This is a genomic window from Sediminibacterium sp. (assembly GCF_019264485.1).
Lineage (GTDB): Bacteria > Bacteroidota > Bacteroidia > Chitinophagales > Chitinophagaceae > Sediminibacterium.
Genome location: NZ_JAHVAA010000004.1, coordinates 155,651 through 171,764, shown reverse-complemented (window position 1 = coordinate 171,764; position 16,114 = coordinate 155,651). Strand labels below are relative to the sequence as shown.

Sequence of the window (16,114 nt, the reverse complement as noted above, 5' to 3'; positions counted from 1 at the left end):
GTCAATAGTTTTAAAATAGAGGTAATTCAAAATATTTTGAAAGGGTAGTATATTTATGAGTTACCGACTATTTTAAAATCTACTACACGAGTTAAATGCCGAAGAGATAAAAAGCAAATATTTTGCAACCGAATATTAAGTTGCTGGTCTAATAAAGAAATATGAGCAATGAAGGCTATTATTTTTCTGACAAAGTTATTGTTACCAATATCCTGAATGGAAATATTCAAGGCTTTGCTATTGTGATAAAAAATACAGAAAAATTGGTAACTCAAATTGTTAGTAAAATGACAATCAATGAAGATGACCAAAAAGACCTTATGCAGGATATTTATCTGAAAGCTTACCAAAATTTGTCTTCATTTCAATTCAAATCCAAATTATCAACCTGGATTGCAAACATTGCTTACAATACGACTATAAATTATCTTCAAAAAAGGAAAATTCCAGTCATCGGAATTGCAAACACTATTGAGGAGAAATTTATAGCTACCGAAAATCCAGAGTCAGCAACTATCAAAACAGAAGCAGTTGAAATTCTTAATGCAGCGATAGCCAAACTCCCACCTTTGTATAAAACTTTAATCACACTTTATCATCTGGAAGAATTGCCCAATAAGGAAATTTCAGAAATCACCAATTTGCCCGAAGGAACGATAAAAAGTTACCTATATAGAGCAAGGATAATCCTCAAAGACAATATCAATCACCATTATAAAAGTGAGCAATTATGAATAGTATTCATTTAACTGACGAAATGTTGCAAGCATATCTATTAAAAGAGATACATGATGATAGCATAGTAACACACCTTACAGTGTGTTCAACGTGTAAGGATAGAGTTGAAGAATATCGATTTTTGATAGATAGTGTGCAGAAGATTGAAACTGAAACCTTTTCTTTTAATGTTACAGCTTTGGCAATGAATAATATTATGCGTTATGCGAAGAGGAAAAGTAAAAAGCAAGAATTAACTTTTTGGGGACTTTTAATATTTCTATTAATCGCTATTTCATCTTTTTCCATTCCTTTTATACCCAGGATACTTGCAATTTTTTATTCACAATCTATTTTAACAATACTATTGGTGATAGGAACGGGGTTAGTTGTATTGCTTTTTTTAGTAGCCGACATTACCCGACAATACAAAACGAAAAAGGATAAAATATTTAAAAATAATTTGCAACCGATACTTTAAATCGCTGTCTAATAGAAGATAATTCAAAATCAATCAGGAAATGAAAAAAATATTATCAAGTATAATAATGCTGCTTCTAACAGTTAAGGCTTTTGCACAAAACAATCTGATAACAGATAATAAATCAAACGCCGCTGAGTTTGCAACAATAGAGCCTATAAGCCAAATAATGCTTCCTGTTTTGTTTATTGCTTTTTTGGTATTTATGCTCATCACTTTGATTAAGTATTTTTTAGAATTTCGTTTGAAAAATAAACTGATTGACAGAGGAATGTCTGAACAATTATCAGCTTATTTATTGGACAAAAATGACAAAGAAAAGCAGAATGAAGTCATTAAGTTGGCTATTTTATTTTGTGGCATTGGTGCAGGGTTGACCATGACTTATTTGACTGCCCCCATTCATATTCATTCCTTAGCGATCATGGCATTTAGTCTTGGACTAAGTTATTTGGTGTATTTCTTCTACCTGAGAAGGTAAAAACAGATAACCTATTCAAATCTTTTTGTGGCAAATTTAGTAAACCTCACATAGTGAGTCTGGCAATTTATTGCCTAAAAAAGTACTTAAGCGCTTCTTGTAATTAATCTTAAAAATCAGAAAACAATGAAATATACATTCACATGTATAATACTTTTAGTTGCTCAAATAATTTTTGGACAAGGAAAACCGGTTTCAACCCGCAAAGACTCAACTTTTGATAGAGCTTTTGAAAAGAACGTAGAAGCAGAATTTGATGCTGTATTCAATCAGGCATACCCAATCAATTCGCCGGGGGCAGCTGTTTTGATTGCCAAAGACAACAGGATTCTTTATAGAAAGGCTTTTGGTATGGCTAACTTAGAATTGAAAGTGCAAATGAAGTCCGAAAGTGTATTCCAGTTGGCATCTATTACCAAGCAATTTACAAGTGTGGCGATTTTGATACTGATGGAACAAGGCAAACTGAGTCTGAAAGATTCCTTGTCCAAATATATTGCAGATTTCCCGCGAGGAAATGAAATTACACTTCACCATTTGCTAAATCATACCTCTGGCATTAAAAGCTATACCAATTTACCTGAATTCAGAACAAAAACCAGGCTTGATATGGCCCCAGATGAAATCATTGGTATTTTCAAAAACCTGCCATTAGAATTTAACCCTAGTGAAAAGTATGAATATAGCAATTCGGGTTATTTTCTTTTAGGATATATCATCGAGAAGCTATCTGGTATGAGTTATAAGGATTTTATACAAAAAAATATTTTTGATAAACTCGGGATGAAGAACTCCTATTATGCAGATGCTTACAAAATCATTCCAAATAGAGCTAATGGCTACCAATTCTATGAAGGCAATTATGAAAACGCAGAGTATATGAGTGTAACTATTCCTTATGCTGCGGGTTCATTGATGTCGACAATTGATGATATGTTTTTGTGGAATAAAGCTATTTATAACAATATACTTATTTCAGAAAGTAGTAAACTAATTGCCTTTACAAATCACACCTTAACCAACGGAAATCATAGCAATTATGGGTATGGGTGGGCAATTAATGAAATAGCAGGTATAACAACAGTTGAACATCCGGGCGGTATTAATGGCTTTACCACATCTGGTATCTATATTCCAGATAGAAACATTTATTCAATCATCTTGACGAACCTTGATGATGGTAAAGGTCCGGAAGCTTACAATATAAAACTGGTTTCCACGCTTTTAGGCAAATCCATAACAGCAAAACCTGCTGTAACAATTTCGGAAACAGCGTTAAAAAGATGGGTGGGAGCATATCAATTTGAGGATGTCGTACGCTTTATAACTTATAACAAGGGTATGCTTTATAGTACGCGTGAAGGAGGGCGACCGATAAAACTTGAGCCATTGTCAGATGACGAATTTAGATTTGAAAATAGTTTTGCGACATATAAATTTTCTTCAGAAAATGGCAAAATGAAAGTTCTGTATACAGACCGAATCATAAAAAGCATTGGTGTTGAAACTGATAAAAAACCATTAGCAGAAAAAGAGGCGATATTATTGGCACCAGAAATTCTTATCAAATATGCAGGTGTTTATGAGCTGCAACCATCTTTTCAAATTAAAATTGAAATGCAAAACGACCACCTTTCTGCAATGGCTACAGGACAGCCGGCAGTTGAACTATTTGCTGAAGCCGAGAATATTTTTTTTATCAAAGAGATAGCTGCCCAGATTGTGTTTAATTTAAATACTGACGGAACTGTAAAAAGTCTTACTTTTTCTCAGGGTGGAAATAAAATGGAAGGAAAGAGAATAAAGTAGCAAAGGCGACTTTGGAACAAAATACACATATTATAATCATAAGCCACAGATTCACAGATTCGAGCGAACTAATCTGTGAATCTGTGGCTTATCTTTTACAATTCTACTGCCTGTAAACCATCAGAAAAACTTAGTTTTGCGGCCGGATCAAATACTTGAATTATGAGCGCGCCAAAACTGAGTTATTTAGCAGAAACACTTTCTGGAAGTGAAATTGTAAAATTAGGTAATGCCATCAGCGAGCGTATTCGTAATGGAGAGAAGATTTATAACCTTACTATCGGCGATTTTGATCCTTCTGTATTTCCCATTCCAGCCGAACTGGAAGAACTGATCATTGAATCATACCGTAACCGCAATACCAGTTATCCCGCCGCAGAAGGTGTACTCGATCTGCGTAAATCGGTAGCCACATTTATCAAAGAATGGGAAGGACTTGATTTTGATACCAGTGAAATTCAGATTGCATCCGGTGGCCGCCCTTTGATTTATACTTTATTTAAAGCCATTGTTGACAAAGGCGATAAAGTAATTTATGGTGTGCCTTCCTGGAACAATAATCATTATACACATCTTACCGATGCAGTGCATTGTGTGGTTGAATGTTCTCCTGAAAACGATTTTATGCCCACTGTTGAAGATGTGCGTAAACATATTTCAGGTGCCACACTCATCTGTATCTGTACCCCTCAAAACCCAACAGGCACCACGCTGAAAAAAGAAAGCATGGAAGCCATCTGCGATCTTATACTGGAAGAGAATGCCAAAAGAGGAGAAGGACAGAAAAAATGTTACCTGATGTTCGACCAGATGTACTGGACACTCACGTTTGGTGATACGGTACATTACAATCCGCTTACACTCAGACCAGCCATGAAAGAATACACCATTTTTATTGATGGTATTTCTAAAGTATTTGCGGCCACAGGTGTAAGGGTAGGTTGGGCATTGGGTCCTTCAACAGTCATTGCCAAGATGAAAGCCATACTCAGCCATGTAGGAGCCTGGGCACCGATGGCCGAACAGAAAGCAGTAGCTAAATATTTATTGCAGAAAGAAAATATTGAGCGATACCTGCAACAGTTCAAAGCCGAAATAGAACTTCGTTTAAGAAATATACATGATGGCTTTAAAGCCTTACAGCAAAAAGGTTACAGCGTAGATGCCATTGCTCCACAGGCCGCCATCTACCTCACTATAAAACTCGATCTCACCGGTAAAACAACAGCAGAAGGAAAATTACTGGAAACGCAATCAGATGTAACGTCATACATACTTGCAGAAGCCAAACTCGCCGTTGTTCCTTTCTCAGCCTTTGGTGCCGGCGCCAACAACCCCTGGTATCGACTTAGCGTTGGTACCTGCAAAAAAGAAGAAATAATAGAAATGTTAGGGAAACTGGAAGCAGCGTTGGAAAAACTTCGTTAAGCTGCTAGCTTCCAGCTACTAGCTACTAGTGTTTATAAAAAATTTTTCTAGCGGCTAGTAGCTAGTAGCTAAAAGCTCAATTCAAATTATTCACAAACACAAATCCCTTCATCTCCCTTTCCTGCAAAATGCCCTGCATGAGATGAGGTTTGTGGATGATTTTACGACGGTTGATATCGAGTATTTCGTGAGCCGCACAGAAGTTATGCCAGCTTTCAGTATGATATAAAATGGTATTTAACAGGTTAACCTGACGATCCAGCTCAGACTGGGTCATGTGGTCATTTTTACAAAGCAGCCAGAGGTCCCTGTTCATATCTTTCATACCAGTACAATGAATGGTTTAACGAACATTGTTGGGGCAGTTGCATCCGCCTTTACCGTTTCTTCCTTTCTGGAAAATACCGCATGAGCTGCCCGCCAATGCAATAACTAACAGTAAAACGATAATTTGGTTTATTTTCCGTTTCATATTGATGTTCTAAAATACATCTTTCACCCAGAAAACAAGAGCGCTATCAGTTTTGTCCACCGATTTTAACATACAAACCGTGCTGGTGGCGCCACTCGACTGGGGCCTGGGTCACGCAACCCGCTGCATTCCGCTGATCCATGCGCTCACTGATTTGGGATACCGAGTGCTGATTGCCACCGATGGTCCGCAGGAAAACCTGTTGAAAAAAGAGTTTCCGCAACATGATTTCCTGAAACTCCCCGGATATAAAATACGTTATAGCCGCTCCCGGGGTTGGCTGCCGTTCAAAATTATACAGCAATTACCCGCACTGCTTCAAATTGTTCAATGGGAACACGGCTGGCTGGAGCAGGTGATTGAACAGTATGGTATTGATCTTGTTATTTCCGATAACAGGTATGGCTTATGGACGCGTAAAATTCCCGCCATATTTATTACGCACCAACTTACTATCAAAGCACCCTATAGATGGCTCGAGAAGCTCATTCAAAAAATCAATTATCGTTATATCAATCGCTTTACTGTGTGCTGGGTGCCGGATATGAAAGATGTAGATGGTCTTGCAAGCATATTATCACACCCGGAAAAAAAACCGCAGCTGCCTGTTGAATATATGGGTTTGCTTACAAGGTTTAAGAGACAGGAAGCAAGTGACAGGAAAAAGGTTACAGTAGTACTTTCAGGGCCGGAGCCACAAAGAACAATGCTTGAGGAGAAAATAATTGAACAGGCAAAACAAACAAAACAGGAAATAGTATTGGTGCGTGGACTTCCCGATGCAAAGACGCAATTATTACTGCCATCTTTTATACAACAGTTTAATCATCTTGAAACAACAGACCTGCAGGCATTGCTGCAAGCGTCTGAACTGGTGATTACCCGAAGCGGTTATACCAGTTTGATGGAGCTGATGCAACTGCGTATAAAATCAGTTCTCGTTCCAACACCCGGACAAACAGAACAGGAATACCTGGCTCATGTGTTTAACAGGAAAGGATATGCGGTACAGATGCCACAGCATAGTTTTGATCTAACAAAAACCATTTCATCAAGCCGCGCTCATGTTTACCGGTTTCCTGCTCTTACTTTATTTGACGAACAAAAGCTGCAAATGCTGATCAGGTCTATTCCGAATCATCGTAATTCGACAAAGAGCGGCAGTTAAAAAAACTATTTTTGTTTTCTGTATGACGAGGAACACAAAAGCACATCTGGCAGTTTTAGGAGCCAATCTTATTTTCGGATCGGGTTATGCAGTGGTAAAAACCATCACGCCCGAATATATTGCTCCCTTTGCATTGAATGTGGTGCGTGTACTATCAAGTCTTTTTTTATTCTGGCTGGTTTTTCTCATGAATCCCGGAAAAGCAGGGATAGATAAAAAAGACCTACCCCGTTTCCTGCTTTGTGCGGTAACAGGTGTAGCGATCAACCAGTTGTTTTTTATCAAAGGACTCTCTCTTACTACAGCCATTCATAGTTCCCTATTATCGCTGGGTACACCCATTTTTATTACCATTATCGCAGCATGGTTACTGAGAGAAAGATTAACCATTCAGAAACTGTTTGGCCTGGCTTTGGGTATTGGCGGCGCAACTATGTTGATTCTGTCGAAAGATCAGCAACAAAATGGAACAGATGTATTACTCGGCGATCTGATGATTATCATTAATGCTGTCTCCTATGCTTTTTATCTTGTACTTGTACGTCCGCTTATGGAACGATATAAACCGATTCACGTACTGAGATGGGTATTCACATTCGGTACGTTTATGATACTGCCCTTTGGTATGGAGCAGTTTATTGATACAGACTGGCAGGCATTTGGCACAGCACAATGGATGGCACTGGGTTTTGCAGCATTGTTCCTCACTTTTATTGCATATCTCCTCAATGTATACGGCCTCTCAATAATCGGTTCATCGGCAACAGGCTCTTATATCTATACCCAACCTGTATTTGCCGCTATTATTGCCATGTTGTTTATGGGAGAACATTTTACCCTCACGAAAGGGCTTGCGGCGCTTTGTATTTTTGCGGGTGTGTTTATGGTGAACAGAAAGAAACAAGTATAGAATGTTTGATGTCTGATGTAGGATGTCGGATTTAATATACGGCAATTTCAAATCCGACATCCTACATCAGACATCAGACATCTGCGATCCCCAATCACCTGTCTATCTTTGGGTAGTCAAAAAACCAGAAAGATTTTCTGGCGGTACGGAAATCCTCCCAGTTATCGCTTTCAATTCTAATAGCGAAAATGCCACAGGTAGGCATATCATCAATACTTGTTTCAGTTAACTCATTTACAAATTCTGTTATACCCGGGTTATGAGAAAAAACGGCTGCAGTTTCAATTGCTGCAGGAATGGTTTCAATTACCTTATAAAAAACAGGTGCTGGAGCATGGTATAATTTGGGGAAGCGTAAAATATCTTTTTTTGCTTTTCCATAGGCTTCTGCAAAATAAACTGCCGTTGTTAAAGCCCTGTTTGCGGTACTGGAAAGAAAAGCCTGTATAGCAACACCCCTCGATTTCATTTTCTCAGCCATCAATGGCGCATCCCTGTGACCACGGTCGTTTAGAGGGCGCTCAAAATCGCTTACCAAAGCATTTGTCCAACTGCTTTTTGCATGACGTATGATCAAAACCTGTTTCATTACTGAAAAGTTACAATAAAGTCCGTTTACTTTGTATAGTATGCCAATTACCCGCCTCCTCATAGAAGACTTTATTACGCAGTCGCAGAGCCAGCCCATTTTCGATGTAAGAAGTCCGGCTGAATATGAGCATGCGCATATTCCATCGGCCAATAATTTACCTCTGTTTAGTAATGAAGAAAGAAAAGTAGTGGGAACGGCCTACAAACAGGAAAGTAAACAGCGGGCTATTAAAATAGGACTTGAATATTTTGGTCCGAAAATGGTGAAAATGGTTGAGGAAGTGGAGCAAATGGTTGAGGCGCGCGGAGTAAAAGAAAAAAAGCAGCAGGAAGAGCGGCGTGTATTTGTGTACTGCTGGCGCGGAGGTATGCGAAGTGCAGGAGTAGCCTGGTTACTTGACCTCTATGGCTTTAAAGTGTATACACTGGTAGGTGGATATAAAGCATACCGCAACTGGGTATTAAAACAATTTGAAAAAGAGTATCCTATTTCTATTATCGGCGGGTATACGGGGAGCGGGAAAACAGAAACCCTGCATCGACTGAATGCCATGAAAGAAGCTGTACTCGATCTGGAAGGAATTGCCTGTCACAAAGGATCAGCATTTGGTAACCTGGGTCAGCCAGTGCAACCAAAACAGGAAATGTTTGAAAACCTGTTGGCAACAAGATTATATGAACTGATGGTGTTGCAGCAGGCAGAACATATCTGGACAGAAGACGAGAGCCAGCGCATTGGAGAAGTTAATATTCCAATCAGGCTGTATTCATTTCTGCGAACAAGAAGCCTGTACTTTATGGATATTCCTTTTGAAGAAAGGCTCAATTATATTGCTGAACAGTATGGACAATTTGAAAAAGATAAACTGATCAGCGCTACAATACGCATCCAGAAAAGACTTGGCGGACTGGAAACAAAAACAGCGGTGAACTGCCTGCTGGAAAATGATATCAAAGGTGCTTTTGCAATACTGCTGAAATATTACGACCGATTTTATAATAAGAGCATGCATAACCAGCGGGAGAATGTTGATTTGCTGATGCATAAAATAGCAATAGAAACAGTAAATCCTGTAGTAAATGCGGAGCAGGTAAGAAAAGTATACAGGAATCAGGCAGTTATCAGCCCAGCCAGCCTTTGATGGTAAGAACACTCATATAAGTCATCACAGTCACCACCAACCATCCACTGATAGTTAACCAAACAGGGTGAGTGTATCCGGCAATTTTCTTTCTGCCGATAATGAGCAGCATTACTGCAAGTGCAACTGGTAAGATCAAACCATTTAATGCGCCAACGGTCACGAGAACTTTTACGGGATTACCAATCAGCACATAAATGATTCCAGACAGGAGAATAAAAGCGGTAATGATCCATCGGTAGTTTTTTTCAATCCAGGGATGAAAGCTACGCAGGAAAGAAACAGAAGTATAAGCGGCTCCAACAACAGAGGTAATGGCTGCGCACCACATCACCACACCAAAAAAACGATAGCCCATTTCTCCCGCAGCAATTTTGAAAACAGAAGCGGAGGGATTGCCAGTATCAAGTACATGGCCTGCACTTACCACACCCAATACTGCGAGAAACAAAACAATCCGCATAATGGCAGTAACACAAATACCTGTTATTGCACTTTTGGTTACGGCTGGTATGGCGTCTAGACCTTTATATCCGGCATCAAGCAAACGATGTCCGCCTGCAAAACAAATATAACCGCCCACAGTACCACCCACCAGTGTTACAATAGCTTTTGCATCAATGGTCAGCGGTATAAAACTACGGTGCAAAGCATCGGCTACAGGTGGTTGAGAACTGATAGCTACATACAGCGTGAGTAGTACCATGATAATACCAAGTATTTTGGTGAAGCTGTCCATAATACGTCCGGCTTCTTTCATCCAGAAAATAAATAAAGCCATCATACAACTGATAATGGCGCCGTATACATTGGGTAAACCTGTCAACACTTCAATACCCAAACCACATCCACCAATATTGCCGATATTAAATGCAATACCTCCGGCCAGAATAAGCGCAGCGAGGCCATAACCCAGCCCGGGTATCATTTCGTTTGCAATATCCTGCGCGCGTTTACCGGTAATAGATAATATGCGCCAGATATTTACCTGTGCAATAATATCAAGCAGTATAGAAATGAGAATAACAAATCCGAAACTGGCCAGTAGTTTTTGTGTGAATACGGTAGTTTGTGTGAGAAAACCGGGCCCAATGGCAGAAGTGGCCATCAGAAAAGCCGCTCCTGTAATTGCTGTATTTTTCTGAATCAGTTTCAAGGATGAAAAGATCGTAAATCTATCTGATTTTTTTGCAGGAGCGTATTAATTTGTCTGGCAAATGCGGTTGCCTGCTTACCATCACCATGAATACAAATAGTGTCACACTGAATCGGAACAATTTTACCATGTATACTGGTTACTTCTTTTTTAAGGATCATTTGTAAAACCTGTTGTGCTGCATCCTGCTCATTGGTAATAAGTGCATTGGCTTCTTTACGGGGTGTGAGTGATCCATCATCCTGATAAGTTCTGTCGGCAAATACTTCGCTGGCTGTTTGTAAACCAATATCTTTTGCTGCCTGTATGCTGGCACTGCCACTTAAACCAAATAAAACCAGGTGCTCATCAATCTCATATACGGCATTGGCAATGGCTGATGCCAGTGAATAATTTCTGGCCGACATATTATACAAGGCGCCATGTGGTTTTACATGCTGTAGTTTACCACCCATGGCAAAAACAAGATCAAGCAACTGATACACCTGTTCTGAAACGATGGAAATAATATCTTCTTCAGGGAAATCCATTTCTGTTCTGCCGAAATTCTCCCTGTCTGGAAAACCCGGATGCGCACCGATGGCCACCCGATGTTCTAATGCCAGCTCAATGGTGCGTCGCATGGTATCTTCATCACCTGCATGAAAACCACAGGCAATATTGGCACTGCTGATGAATGGCATCAGTTCGGCATCATTGCCCATACCCTCGCCCATATCGCAGTTCAGATCGATGTGCATTATAGTATTTTTTTAATCTCTGATTTTTTGATCTTTGATTTTTCGATTCGTGTGATTTCTTTCAATCGGAAAATCAAAGATCAAAAAATCAAAGATCCGCCATCCTCAATTTACAAGCTATTTCCGTTTGTTTCAAATACAAATCAAGGTTCTTTAACCGTTGATGTGCTTCTTCAATTGTTATTTCTTTGAACCGGATGCTTTGACCGGTTTCAAATTGTGCGAGTTTGGGAACATCGGCACTGATTACATGTCCGATTCTTGGATAACCACCCGTGGTCTGGTGATCGGCGAGTAATACCAGTGGTTGTCCATTCGGTAGTAACTGAATGGTTCCTTTTGTAACAGCCGTAGAAATCAACTCTGTTGAGTGTTGAAGATAAACAGGTGTTCCGTTTAACCGGTAACCCATGCGGTTACTCTCGTTACTGATCTGGTAAATATTTTGTTTGAACAGCTCCTTCATTGTTTCATCCAGCAAGCCCCATTCTTTGCCTCTTGTAAAATGAATGGTTGAGTCAGACAGGTCAATTGGTGATTGAATATACCAGGGATAAAATTTTGTGATTGATATTGTATGGGACAGGGCTTTGTTAAACTCAACAACAGCCCCTGTTGTTAAGTGATGCCCGCCATGGTTCAGTTGTAAATGAGTGCTATTACTATTGAGCCAGGGTGTAAGATTGAAACCATTTTGAACAGCGAGGTAAATACGGGCGCCCGATAGTTTTTTTTCAAAAGAAAGCTGACTACCGGCTTTCACAAATACAGTTCTGTTAACAGGAATTTCTGTCTGTTGGTCTATTCGTGCAATAACTGCAGCACCACTGATTGCAAAGCAGGTGTCTGTTTCAAACCTGATTACGGGTGCGGGCCAGTGCATTTCAATTACTGGTTCCTGCTCTTCATTTCCTGCTAATGCATTCGCCAACCGCATCGAAACAAAATCCATTACGCCGGTTGGATTGATACCGAGGTGCTGGTAGCCATATCTTCCTCTGTCCTGTATGGTATCCAGTAATCCTTTTTTGATGATACGGATACTCATGATTGAAAACTTTCAATGGGTATGGAATAAAACTGTACCTGATCGCCTGGTTTCAATAAGCAGGGATTATCTGAATGCAGATCGAATAATGATACTGATGTTCTACCAATCAGTTGCCATCCACCCGGTGATTCAAAAGGATAAATGCCTGCTTGATTTCCGGCAATACCCAGACTTCCTGCCGCTACTTTTTTACGTGGGTTGGAATGACGTGCTGTTGCAATGCGATCATCCACCGTTCCCATATAGGCAAAACCGGGAAGAAAGCCATTCATGAATACACGATAAGTTTTCTGCGTGTGTAGTGTTACCAGCGTATCTATATCTATATTATGGTATTTACAAACCGGCTCAAGATCGGGTGCCAGAGAAGGATGATAACATACGGGTATGCGAATAATATCAACTGATGCTGTAGCCTGTATATTTTCTGTTTGCAGAATAGCATTGGTAAAATATTCGTGAATAACTGATTCAGGATTTGTATTGCATTTTGTGAAGGATAAGGGATTATATACGACCGTAATACTACTGTAAGCCGGAATAATGTCGAGTATATATGATCTTCTGTTTTTTTGAAGCTGATGGAACAGGTGAATAACAAAGCCGTTAATGTTTATATCGATCTGCTGTCCAAAATCAAGTGTAAAACCATGATCACCACAGGCATAAAACTCAAAAGCAGGGAAAACGTGCATGCCACAATTTACTAAAAAAATCCTCTGCGTAACCTCTGTTACCTCATGTTCTCTGCGGTGAATATTCACGTAAGTTCACCGCAGAAGATAATTATTGACCAAGGTATTTTTTATCAATTTGTTTTTTTGAATCACCATCCCAGAAAACAGAAACAATATAAAAGCGTTTTCCGTCATTAAACAACTGGATGCTGTTAATGCCCCGCATTTGTTGTGCAATACCATTCACGGTAAGATCAGACTGGTAAGTGGAGAACATATGAGTTACCGCACCATGCGTTTCTGTAATACGGTGTAATTCTTTTTCTGTAAAACCAATTTCCTGCAAGCGTGTACCGTTGCGTTGAATATATTGCTCCGGTGTAATGGTACGGATAATAGTACCACTGTCTTTATGCGGAACAGCCGTCATCATACGAGCATCTTTTCCAAACAGGAAACGGAAACGGTCCCAGTCGCGTGCTTTAGAGCTGGGTCCGGAGATCACCTCATAAAGTGCTTTAACGATAGCATCTGCAGAACCAACATCATTTTGATATTGAGCATTTGCATGGAAGCAGAAAAATAATGCTAAAAGCAGGCTGATTTTTTTCATATTAATATTTCAGACCAAATTACAAATTGAGATTTTGTTTAAGAAATGTAAAATATCAGGGAAAGCTCGCTGAATAAAACTACCGGAAAGTATGCTTCGTATATATGCGGTTTAATTTTTCGCCAAAAGCATTGATAATAAAGGAGTTTGGCCATTTTTTAATTTTTGGCACGGTACTTGAAAAGGTAAAAACGTAACACCAATTGATCACCAAAAATCCATCTATCATGAAAACAATGATGAAAACAACAGCAGCATTAGCAGGTCTTTTTTTCTTCCAGGCCGCCGACGCACAATTAGGTTTAGGTGTACGCAGTACCACAACAGCTACCACACGTGCAACCGTAAATGCTACCAGGGCAACGACTGCAGCTACCAATGCGGCAGCAAGAACAACAGCCACGGTTAGTAAAGCTACCAATGCAACCGTAAATGCTTCTAAACAAACGGCGTTGATGGCGAATGAATCTGTTCAGCGTGTTAAAGCCAACACTAGTGTGAATGCCAGTGCCGATGTAAAAACCTCATCACAGGCAGAACTCAACAGTAATGCAGGTGGAGAAGAAAGAGGACTGGTAAGAGCCGGTGCCCGTTCTGAAGCAGAACTGAATGCCAATGCCAATGCAAAACTTCCCATGCGTGAGGGAGCAGAGATGGTAGGCGAAAAGAAAGACATGGCCAAAGAAAAAGCATCTGATGCAAAGGAGAAAGCAGAAGCTGTAAAAGAAGCCGGTCTTAACAAAGCTGCAGAAGCTAAAGCAAAAGCCAAAGAAGTAAAACCATCTGCTTCAGCCAGCGCTGAAGTAAAAGCTAAAGGAAAAGCAAAAGCCGGCAATTAAGGAAACCCCACCCCTTGTATATTTTTTGACAAGCCGCTGACTTAAAACATACTAAAACGAATTCTTATGAAACTGTCCAAAAGCAGGCAATTGCTTTGGTTAGCCATTGTATTGCCCACTCTTTCACTTGCTCAGGAAGCAGGAGAAGAGAAAAAAACAAAGAACGAGTTCAACGCCTCTTTCAACTATCAATCGGCCCTGCATTTTTTTGGCCGCACGGATAGTTTAAAAAGCAGTGGAATATTTCCCATGCTGGGCTTTCAGTTGAAAAACGGTTTGTATGCACAGGGCAATTTCATATTTGTGCAGAATAGTATGCAGTCAGCGGCTTATACAGGAACTGCTTTAGAAGCAGGGTATCGTTTTCCGCAAACGGATCATTTTTCAGGTAATCTTTTCTTCTCCAGGTTTCTGTATAAAGATGGGAGTACCTTGGTGCAATCTGCATTACGTTCACAAACCGGCGCAAACCTGAGTTATCTCAACAAAATACTGAACCTGAATGGTGGGCTGAGTTTGATGTTCAGTGATAAAACGGATGTAAATGCCAGTCTGGGAGTAGATCATTTATTCATTTTCAATAAAGGCATGAATAATGCAGCTATTGCACTGGCTCCATCTTTTACCGCCAATCTGGGAACACAACAATTCAGTAATACCTACCTGGAAAGAAAGAATGTGCTCGGTATTCCAGTTACGCAACAAACAACAGAGAATATTACCCAATTCAACATATTATCCTATGAAGTGGCCATGCCGGTTGTGTTTGTAAAAGGCAAATGCAACCTGGCCATTACCCCCGCCTATGTAATACCACAGAATCTGGTAACGGTTGCAGGCAGACGCGATTTATCGGAGAGAGGCAATAATATGTTTTATGTAACACTGTCAGCAGGCGTACGGTTATAAATAATGAATATTGAATTTCGAATGATACTATTCGATTACAACTTCAACATTTAATATGCAATATTGAAAATTCGATATTAAAGAGTCTCTCTGTTTTCCATAGGTTTCCCGCCAGGGAAGAGCCCGGTAGTCTTGCCGGGCTTTTTGTATGTGATAGGAAAGACCGAAAGACGGGAAGTCGGTGAGTTAGAAAGTGACCGTGGGTTTTCGTGTTATCCGGGCAAATAAATATTATCGCATCAATATCGGTCTTACTTACTCTCGGTCTCTTCTCTCCAATACCAAAACACTCACCCATACTTCTTCTTCCCCTTCTCTGAGCATAAATTCTTCCTGCATTGTTTTAAAAGGCAGCCATTTTTCAACAAAAGACCTAGCCATAATGCGCTGGGGTGTGCTTAGTATGATTAATGTATGCTGTTGAAGAAAAAAGGAAAATAACCGATCGAGTGTTTCAAAATCGTCGGGGTTGTAGTTCACATCACTTAAGAGTACAATATCTACCAACAAATCACTGGGCTGGTTATGCCAGTTAATGATCCTGGTTTCAATATTTGTGATATTGTTTTCTGCTGCTGATATTTTCACGAATGATAAGGGCTCAGAAAGGTAATCGCTTGTGATAACATTTTTTGCAAACCTTGCAGCCACCAGAGACGGTAAACCAAGACCTGCGGCCAGTTCCAGTACCTGTTTATCCTGAATGAGTGCTTGATTTTTAGCAATAAAATCCGACAGGGCAATAGCCGAAGGCCAGCACTTACTCCAATAGGGAAAATCTTTTAAACTTCCGCTCATCCATGCTTCCTGTAAATCTTTTGTAACAGGTGTATAGAGTTGGTAATTACTGCCAGCAAAAGAATATGTACTAAACCTGCCTCTCAAAATAAAATGAATTTAACAGGCACAAACATAAAATTGTTTTATCGA

At 39.8% G+C, this 16,114-nt stretch carries 18 protein-coding genes; 10 read left to right on the top strand and 8 right to left on the bottom strand.

Translation table 11 applies throughout. The features are described from left to right. Positions 1–161 precede the first annotated feature (161 nt). The 5 genes from KXJ59_RS02185 (at position 162) to KXJ59_RS02165 (ending at position 4,916) form a co-directional block, all read left to right on the top strand. Complete coding sequence (locus tag KXJ59_RS02185) at positions 162–734, top strand: sigma-70 family RNA polymerase sigma factor (protein WP_295200633.1); 573 nt, start codon at positions 162–164, stop codon at positions 732–734. Then, entirely contained in the window at positions 731–1,198 is a 468-nt protein-coding gene (locus KXJ59_RS02180) for a hypothetical protein (protein WP_295200632.1), read from the top strand. The genes KXJ59_RS02185 and KXJ59_RS02180 overlap by 4 nt, the downstream gene beginning before the upstream one ends. A 40-nt stretch (positions 1,199–1,238) precedes the next feature. Next, entirely contained in the window at positions 1,239–1,679 is a 441-nt protein-coding gene (locus KXJ59_RS02175; RefSeq protein WP_295200630.1) for a hypothetical protein, read from the top strand. A 126-nt stretch (positions 1,680–1,805) separates the two neighbouring features. Further along, entirely contained in the window at positions 1,806–3,488 is a 1,683-nt protein-coding gene (locus tag KXJ59_RS02170) for a serine hydrolase (protein ID WP_295200628.1), read from the top strand. A gap of 162 nt (positions 3,489–3,650) precedes the next feature. Further along, a complete protein-coding gene (locus tag KXJ59_RS02165) occupies positions 3,651–4,916 on the top strand; it encodes a pyridoxal phosphate-dependent aminotransferase (protein ID WP_295200627.1) in 1,266 nt (421 codons plus the stop codon). A gap of 76 nt (positions 4,917–4,992) precedes the next feature. Here KXJ59_RS02165 and KXJ59_RS02160 read toward each other — a convergent pair whose 3' ends face one another. Beyond that, entirely contained in the window at positions 4,993–5,193 is a 201-nt protein-coding gene (locus tag KXJ59_RS02160; RefSeq protein ID WP_295200625.1) for a hypothetical protein, read from the bottom strand. A 247-nt stretch (positions 5,194–5,440) separates the two neighbouring features. Between KXJ59_RS02160 and KXJ59_RS02155 the strand changes: the two genes are divergently transcribed. Then, entirely contained in the window at positions 5,441–6,556 is a 1,116-nt protein-coding gene (locus tag KXJ59_RS02155; protein WP_295200623.1) for a glycosyltransferase, read from the top strand. A gap of 22 nt (positions 6,557–6,578) precedes the next feature. Beyond that, on the top strand, positions 6,579–7,466 hold the full coding sequence (locus tag KXJ59_RS02150) for an EamA family transporter (protein WP_295200620.1): 888 nt from the start codon (positions 6,579–6,581) through the stop codon (positions 7,464–7,466). Positions 7,467–7,560: 94 nt separating this feature from the next. On the opposite strand, the gene KXJ59_RS02145 is transcribed toward KXJ59_RS02150, so the two are convergent. Continuing rightward, positions 7,561–8,055, bottom strand: a complete 495-nt coding sequence (locus tag KXJ59_RS02145) for a histidine phosphatase family protein (RefSeq protein ID WP_295200618.1) — start codon at positions 8,053–8,055, stop codon at positions 7,561–7,563. Positions 8,056–8,095: 40 nt separating this feature from the next. On the opposite strand from KXJ59_RS02145, the gene mnmH reads away from it, so the two are divergent. Beyond that, positions 8,096–9,199, top strand: coding sequence for a tRNA 2-selenouridine(34) synthase MnmH (gene mnmH, locus KXJ59_RS02140; protein WP_295200615.1), 1,104 nt, complete (start codon positions 8,096–8,098; stop codon positions 9,197–9,199). Here mnmH and KXJ59_RS02135 read toward each other — a convergent pair. The 5 genes from KXJ59_RS02135 to KXJ59_RS02115 form a co-directional block, all read right to left on the bottom strand. Next, on the bottom strand, positions 9,180–10,355 hold the full coding sequence (locus KXJ59_RS02135) for an NRAMP family divalent metal transporter (RefSeq protein ID WP_295200612.1): 1,176 nt from the start codon (positions 10,353–10,355) through the stop codon (positions 9,180–9,182). The two genes, mnmH and KXJ59_RS02135, sit on opposite strands and share 20 nt — an antisense overlap. Beyond that, positions 10,352–11,095, bottom strand: a complete 744-nt coding sequence (locus tag KXJ59_RS02130) for a 5-oxoprolinase subunit PxpA (protein WP_295200609.1) — start codon at positions 11,093–11,095, stop codon at positions 10,352–10,354. The genes KXJ59_RS02135 and KXJ59_RS02130 overlap by 4 nt, the downstream gene beginning before the upstream one ends. 88 nt (positions 11,096–11,183) lie before the next feature. Beyond that, a complete protein-coding gene (locus tag KXJ59_RS02125) occupies positions 11,184–12,143 on the bottom strand; it encodes a biotin-dependent carboxyltransferase family protein (protein ID WP_295200607.1) in 960 nt (319 codons plus the stop codon). Continuing rightward, on the bottom strand, positions 12,140–12,841 hold the full coding sequence (gene pxpB, locus KXJ59_RS02120; RefSeq protein ID WP_295200604.1) for a 5-oxoprolinase subunit PxpB: 702 nt from the start codon (positions 12,839–12,841) through the stop codon (positions 12,140–12,142). The genes KXJ59_RS02125 and pxpB overlap by 4 nt, the downstream gene beginning before the upstream one ends. Before the next feature lie 91 nt (positions 12,842–12,932). Beyond that, complete coding sequence (locus KXJ59_RS02115) at positions 12,933–13,436, bottom strand: hypothetical protein (protein ID WP_295200602.1); 504 nt, start codon at positions 13,434–13,436, stop codon at positions 12,933–12,935. Between the two features lie 227 nt (positions 13,437–13,663). On the opposite strand from KXJ59_RS02115, the gene KXJ59_RS02110 reads away from it, so the two are divergent. Together KXJ59_RS02110 and KXJ59_RS02105 are read left to right on the top strand one after the other, a co-directional pair. Then, a complete protein-coding gene (locus tag KXJ59_RS02110) occupies positions 13,664–14,275 on the top strand; it encodes a hypothetical protein (RefSeq protein WP_295200599.1) in 612 nt (203 codons plus the stop codon). 66 nt (positions 14,276–14,341) lie between these two features. Continuing rightward, positions 14,342–15,184, top strand: coding sequence for a hypothetical protein (locus KXJ59_RS02105; protein WP_295200596.1), 843 nt, complete (start codon positions 14,342–14,344; stop codon positions 15,182–15,184). Between the two features lie 255 nt (positions 15,185–15,439). Here KXJ59_RS02105 and KXJ59_RS02100 read toward each other — a convergent pair whose 3' ends face one another. Continuing rightward, positions 15,440–16,069 (bottom strand): hypothetical protein, encoded by a 630-nt coding sequence (locus tag KXJ59_RS02100; protein ID WP_295200594.1) that lies wholly within the window; start codon positions 16,067–16,069, stop codon positions 15,440–15,442. Between the last annotated feature and the right edge of the window lie 45 nt (positions 16,070–16,114).